Annotated in this window: 8 protein-coding genes; all 8 read left to right on the top strand. The window is 66.9% G+C overall.

All coding sequences use genetic code 11. The features are described 5' to 3' along the window. Window positions 1-655 precede the first annotated feature (655 nt). The 8 genes from MKK82_RS00675 to MKK82_RS00640 all read left to right on the top strand — a co-directional run bounded on the left by MKK82_RS00675 (window position 656) and on the right by MKK82_RS00640 (window position 6,043). Window positions 656-970 (top strand): hypothetical protein, encoded by a 315-nt coding sequence (locus MKK82_RS00675; protein ID WP_243984292.1) that lies wholly within the window; start codon window positions 656-658, stop codon window positions 968-970. 113 nt (window positions 971-1,083) lie between these two features. Beyond that, window positions 1,084-2,568 (top strand): PAS domain S-box protein, encoded by a 1,485-nt coding sequence (locus MKK82_RS00670; RefSeq protein ID WP_243984290.1) that lies wholly within the window; start codon window positions 1,084-1,086, stop codon window positions 2,566-2,568. A 158-nt stretch (window positions 2,569-2,726) separates the two neighbouring features. Continuing rightward, window positions 2,727-2,915 (top strand): hypothetical protein, encoded by a 189-nt coding sequence (locus MKK82_RS00665; RefSeq protein WP_243984288.1) that lies wholly within the window; start codon window positions 2,727-2,729, stop codon window positions 2,913-2,915. A 111-nt stretch (window positions 2,916-3,026) separates the two neighbouring features. After that, window positions 3,027-3,287 (top strand): GlsB/YeaQ/YmgE family stress response membrane protein, encoded by a 261-nt coding sequence (locus MKK82_RS00660; protein ID WP_243984286.1) that lies wholly within the window; start codon window positions 3,027-3,029, stop codon window positions 3,285-3,287. A 149-nt stretch (window positions 3,288-3,436) separates the two neighbouring features. After that, window positions 3,437-4,312, top strand: coding sequence for a PhnA-like protein (locus MKK82_RS00655; RefSeq protein ID WP_409566766.1), 876 nt, complete (start codon window positions 3,437-3,439; stop codon window positions 4,310-4,312). After that, window positions 4,312-4,812, top strand: a complete 501-nt coding sequence (locus tag MKK82_RS00650; RefSeq protein ID WP_409566765.1) for a YsnF/AvaK domain-containing protein — start codon at window positions 4,312-4,314, stop codon at window positions 4,810-4,812. The genes MKK82_RS00655 and MKK82_RS00650 overlap by 1 nt, the downstream gene beginning before the upstream one ends. After that, the gene (locus MKK82_RS00645) at window positions 4,809-5,699 is read left to right on the top strand and encodes a YsnF/AvaK domain-containing protein (RefSeq protein ID WP_243984282.1); all 891 of its coding nucleotides are present in this window, start codon (window positions 4,809-4,811) and stop codon (window positions 5,697-5,699) included. The genes MKK82_RS00650 and MKK82_RS00645 overlap by 4 nt, the downstream gene beginning before the upstream one ends. Before the next feature lie 86 nt (window positions 5,700-5,785). Beyond that, window positions 5,786-6,043 (top strand): 3',5'-cyclic-nucleotide phosphodiesterase, encoded by a 258-nt coding sequence (locus MKK82_RS00640; protein WP_243955361.1) that lies wholly within the window; start codon window positions 5,786-5,788, stop codon window positions 6,041-6,043. Window positions 6,044-6,064: the final 21 nt, after the last annotated feature.

The following is a 6,064-nucleotide window of genomic DNA, read 5'->3' as shown; positions in this document are numbered from 1 at the left end:
CCAGCGCTCCCGCTACCTCACCCTGGAAAGCATCGCCCCGATCGGCGATGATCCCCTCGTCAGCCTGCCCACCCTGGCAGCCTGATCAATCCGGCCCCGGCCGGTGATCGTGGTGGCCACGCCGAAGCTACACCACGCCAGGGGACACAACCAATTCGGTTTGGGGTGGAAACCGGAACCCGATATTTCACCACGAAGCGGGCGCCGAGTGCAGCGTTCCAATAGGGCAAGGCCCACTGAAACGGCGCCGCTGGAACTTAGAGCGCTCGCCGCCGAAGTGGACACCGGTTCGGCGCAAGCGAGCGCGTCACATCAAGGACTTAGAGGCGAGCCCGATTACAACGCGATCGGGAACGGCTCTAGCTATACGACCTGAACAGGAAGGGATCGCCATATCCGAAGTCAGAGTGCTGTCATCATCGGCCGGCCGCTGGACACTGCGAGTGCCAGCCCATGGCTCACGTTCTCACGGCCGGGCAAACTGACCCATTCGCATAATCGCGACGTTCCGAAACTGAGTGTGTCCCGTGGCCGCGACAGGCTGCGCCGGCCTCTAAGGGGCCGAGTAAGATTTTAGATCTTTCGGAGCATACCGCTGCTAACGCGCCGTTAACTACATCGGCTGTGGACTGGCAGGTGTCCAGAGGGACTACACATGCGCCATATCCATGTCGTACCCGGTCTACGCCTGCGGTTCGCTGGCCGGGACGAGACCTTCAACGAAGGTGTCGAAATCGGTCTCATCGCAGCTCAACTCGCATCGGGTATAGCCGAGTTCACGATGACATTGGCCGCTGGTACGCTGGACCAAGCGCGTATGTTGGCGACGAACATGGGCTACCGCCTCCACGTCACGACCATGGATGACGGCGCGGTCGAGGTCATGTTCCTCACCGGAAGCCGCCGGCCCAAACTGCAACTCGTGTGCAATAATCCCTCTTACGCTCATAAGCGTAATTCTTCGGCCTGAGCTCTGCTCGGCCGGTTCATCCGTGACGATCGGCGAGATCAGGAACGACCAAACGCGGCAGTCCGGGCTTTTCCCCACATTCGAGCGTTGGCGCTTCGGATGGAGATACGCCGATGGCCGATGCGGCTCATGACATACAGATGCGGCAGATCGTGGCCGGTCTGTCCGAGGGCGTGATCCTGATCGAGCCGGATCAGACCATCGCCTACGCGAACGCAGCCGCCGTGATGATGCATGGGGTCGCGGACGTCGGCGATCTCGGCGCCACCGTGTCCGAGTACCGCGCGAACTTCACGCTGCACTACCGTAATCATCGGGAGATCGGGCCGCTGCAGCATCCGCTCGACCGGGTACTCGCCGGCGAGGAATTCCGCGACGTCGTGGTCGAGTTGGCCCCGACCCGGGATCCCACGCACAGGTGGATGCACCGCATCCGCAGCCTGGTGACCACCGATGCGGATGGCACACCGAGCGGCCTCGCCCTGGTGATGCAGGACGTGAGCGAGCGATACCAGGCCGAGGCGCGGTTCGAGCGGATGTTCAACGCCAACCCGGCCCCGGCGATCATCTGCCGGATCGCCGACCTGCGCTTCGTGCGAGTCAACCACGGCTTCCTCGACCTGACCGGGTACCATCGCGACGACGTGCTCGGCCGATCGTTCTGCGAGATCGACCTGCTGCGCGACGCCGAGCGGCGCGAGTTGGCGATCCGGCACCTTCACGCCGGCCACACCATCCCGCAGATGGAGGCTCAGCTCGCCACGCCGTGCGGCCGCGGCCGCTACGTGATCGTGGCTGGCCACGCCATCGAGATGCCCGGCCCGGGTGGAGTCGAGCGATGCATGCTATTCACCTTCGCCGACTTGGAGGATCGCCGGAAGGCCGAGAAGGCGTTGCGCCACAGCGAGGAGCGCTTCGCCAAGGCGTTCGAGCTCTCGCCGGTGCCGAGCGCGCTGATGAGCGCGGACAGCTTGGAAATCACCAGCGTCAACCAAGCCTTCGTCACGTCGTTCGGCCATGCCCCCGAGACCGTGGCCAGCCGATCGCTCGCCGACCTCTCGCTCTGGGTCGACCTCACCGAGCAGCGCAGGTTCTCGCGCGACCTCAAGCGGCTCGGCAGCATCCGCGCGTTCGAGGCCGGTCTGCAGGATAGGAACGGGGCCGAGATCGATTGCCTGGTCTCGGCCGAGCGCGTGAGCATCAACGGCGAGACCTGCGTGCTCTGCGTTCTGCAGGACATCACCGCGAGGAAGCGCTCGGAGCGCGAGTTGATCACCGCTATCGAGGCTGTGATGGCGGACGCATCGTGGTTCAGCCATGGGGTGATCGACAAGCTGGCGGCCCTGCGTCACCCGCCGCGCTCCGGCCATCCTGCGGGCCGGGTCGAGAACCTGACAATCCGCGAGCGAGACATGCTCACGCGGATCTGCCAGGGCGCCACCGACCAGGAGATCGGGGCCGAGCTGAAGCTGTCGCCGAACACGGTGCGCAACCACGTCGCCGGCCTCTACCGCAAGCTCGGTGTCAACCGCCGCAGCGCAGTGGTGGTGTGGGCGCAGGAGCGCGGCATCGGCCAAAATCCGACCGGGCGACGCTAAAACTGGCAGAAACCGTTACAGAACTACTAGCGCAAGTTAGTGCGAATATACTTTATGTAAATCTTCGGAACTTCGTTTGAAGCCGTTAATTACATCGTCGTAGCTCTGCTCAATACGGGGCATCTCGGACGTTCGACCGATGCGGTTGATCTGAGGGGATGTCTGTGCCCGAGCGCCGGAAGATCCTGTCAGTCGACCACGCCCGGGCGCTGATCAAGGAAGCCATTGGCATCATCGAGGGCGATCGGGAGATCGAGGCGGAAGGAGCCGCTGAGGTCGCCGCCATCGAAGCCGCACATACGTCGCCAACCCCGAAGCCCAAGCCACGCCGGTCCTCGCGCAAGTAGCTGAGGGCCGCAACCATCGCGTGGGCTGGACGGCTCGCGGCCGACGCACGTCTCCGGACCTCCCGACGACGACCATGCCTCGACCCACATCGACAAAGGCGGACCCGGATCATGTCACTCCTCGCTTGGATCGTGCTCGGCCTCGTGGCCGGCTTCATCGGCAGCAAGGTCGTCAACAACACCGGACAGGGCCTGCTCGTCGACATCCTGCTCGGCGTGGTCGGGGCGGTGGTCGGCGGCTTTCTATTCAACCAGTTCGGCCAGCCCGGGGTGTCCGGGGTGAACCTCTACAGCCTGCTCGTCGCCGTCGTCGGCGCCGTGGTGGTGCTGTGGCTCTACCACGCCCTGATGGGCCGCCGCCGGGTCCTCTGACCCCCACACCTCCCGCCGACCCTCGGCCGAAGCCCGACCCGACCACCCCCAACAAGAGAGTTCCCACGATGGCGTTATCCCCCGACACTACCCGTCCGGCCTACGACCGTGACCTTCCGACTACCAGCTTGGCCACCCCGGCTGAGGACATGCGCACGATGGCGCTGCACTCCGTCTCTTGGGGCGCGGTGTTCGCCGGCGCGGTGATCGCGCTGGTCGCTCAGGTCATCCTCAACATGGTCGGGCTCGGGATCGGGCTCTCGACCGTCGACCCAGCCGGCAACGGCACCCCGACCGCCGGGTCGCTCTCGTCCGGCGCCGGGATCTGGTTCGTGATCTCCGGCATCCTCGCTGCCACCGCCGGCGGCTGGCTGGCCGGGCGCCTCTCGGGCAAACCGGCTCGGACTACTACCGCCTATCATGGGCTGATCGCCTGGGCGGTCTCGACCCTGGTCGTCGTGTACCTGCTGTCCTCGGCGGTCGGCGGCATCGTCAGCGGCGCGTCGAGTGCGGTGTCGAGCACGCTCGGCGGTGCCAGCAACCTGATCGGCGGCTCGGTGAAGACCGCCGCGCAGGCTGCTGCCCCGTCGCTGCCGGGTATGGACAACCCGTTCTCCAACATCGAGAGCCAGGTCCGAGGCACGACCGGCAATGACCCCGAGGCCCTTAAGAACGCCGCCGTCAGCGCCATGCGCGCCGCGGTGACCGGCGACGCCGCCCAGCGGAAGGACGCGCAGGAAAACGCCGCTCAGGCTCTGGCCAAGGCGCAGGGCATTCCGGTCGAACAGGCCCGGACCCAGGTCGCCCAGTACGTGCAGCAGTTCAACGACACGGTCGCCAAGACCAAGGAGCAGGCCAAGCAGGCGGCCGACACCGCCGCCCGCGTCGGCTCGCAGGGCGCGCTCTACGGAGCCCTGGCGCTGATCCTCGGTGCCCTGGCCGCCTTCTTCGCCGGCCGCGGTGCAGCCGTCGACCCGGTGCTCACACGCACCGCACCCGCCGTCACGACCCAGCGCCGGGTCTGATCGTGAGCGACCCCGCCGCCACCGAGCCGCATCCCTTTCGGACGCGGGACAATCAGGCGGCGGAGGTCGCCGTCGGCGAGGAGGCGGTCGTCCCGCTGATCGCCGAGACCGCCCGCATCGACAAGCGGGCGGTGGAGACCGGGCGGGTGCGGGTCTCGACCCGGACCGAGACGGTCGAGGAGGTCCTGCGCGAGACCCTGCGCAGCGACATGGTTGGCGTCACTCGGGTGCCAATCAACCGGACCCTGGCTGAGGGTGAGACGCCCCCGGTGGTCCGCGAGGAGAACGGGGTGACGATCATCCCGGTCTTGGAAGAGATCCTCGTCGTCGAGAAGCGCCTCGTCCTGCGGGAGGAGGTGCACGTCCGCCAGACCACGGCGGGCGAGGACGTCGAGATGCCGGTGACGCTGCGCAGGCAGCACGCCGTGATCGAACGCGTGTCCCCCGAGGGGCACGTCACGGCCCTGAACCTAGCTGAAACATCGGAGATCGAACCATGACCCAAACCATCACCGCCATGTACGACACCTACACGGACGCAACCGCCGCGAAGGCCAAGCTTGTGGCCAGCGGCATCCCCGAGGTCGGCGTCCGGATCCTGTCCGGCAGCGAGGCCGGCACCACGACCAGCGCCGCCACGACCCACGAGGGCGGCATGTGGGGCTCGCTGAAGGAGTTCTTCATGCCGGAGGAAGACCGCCACCTCCACGCCGAGGGACTGAACCGCGGCGGCACCATGCTGACCGCGACCGTCGAGGACGGGTACGCGGAGCGGACCTACGATATTCTGGAGGAGCACGGCTCGGTCGACATGGACGAGCGCGAGGCGGCCTGGCGCAAGGAGGGTTGGACCGGACAGGCTGCAGGCGCGCCGGTCGCAGCCGTTGCTCCCGCATCGACGACCGCCACGACGGGTCTGCGTGCGGCCGGTTCCACCGAGACCCTCACGGCTCAGGGGACAGCGCGGGGCACCGACTACATCCCGGTGGTTGAGGAGCGGCTCAACGTCGGCAAGCGCATGGTGGACAGCGGCCGGGTGCGCGTCCGCTCCTACGCGGTCGAGAAGAACGTCAGCGAGAACGTCACGCTCCACGATGAGACCGTGCACGTCGATCGCCGCGTGGTCGACCGCGCGGTGACCCCGGGCGACATGGCCCTGTTCGAGGACAAGGTCATCGAGGCCACCGAGATGCGCGAGCAGGCGGTGGTCTCGAAGGAGGCCCGCGTCGTCGGCGAGGTTGGCATCCGCAAGGACGCGACCCAGCGCGTCGAGACCGTGACCGACAAGGTGCGCCACACCGAGGTCGAGGTCACTGACGAGCGCGGCAACGTCGAGCACACCGGCACGGCCAGCACCACCGGGACCGCCCCGCGCAAGCCGATCTGACCGCGCCGGGCCGGGAGGGAGCCCACGGCCTCCTCCCGGCCAACGCACCAACCCTCAAGGCAAGCATCGAGCACGGCCTCCGCCCCATGATCCGCATCACCCGCTTCCTCGCCCTCTCCTTGGTCATGGCGGCGGGCTCCGCCGGTGCCCAGGGCGACGATGCCGCCACGAACCATCTCCGGACGTTCTGCTCCGGGGACTATCTCAGTCTTTGCAACGGCATGGATCCGAAGGGGCCGGAGGTGGTGGCGTGCTTCCGCAGGAACATGGGCAAGCTCTCGCCCGGCTGCCGGACCGCCATCGACGAATACAAGGCGTCCAAGGGAACCGGTTCGAGATCCTGAGCCGCCCGGAACCAGTACCTC

The sequence above is a fragment of the Methylobacterium sp. E-046 genome (assembly GCF_022829625.1).
Lineage (GTDB): Bacteria > Pseudomonadota > Alphaproteobacteria > Rhizobiales > Beijerinckiaceae > Methylobacterium > Methylobacterium longum.
The sequence above is the reverse complement of the archived record's forward strand: the minus strand, read 5'-3'. Positions and strand labels throughout refer to the sequence as shown.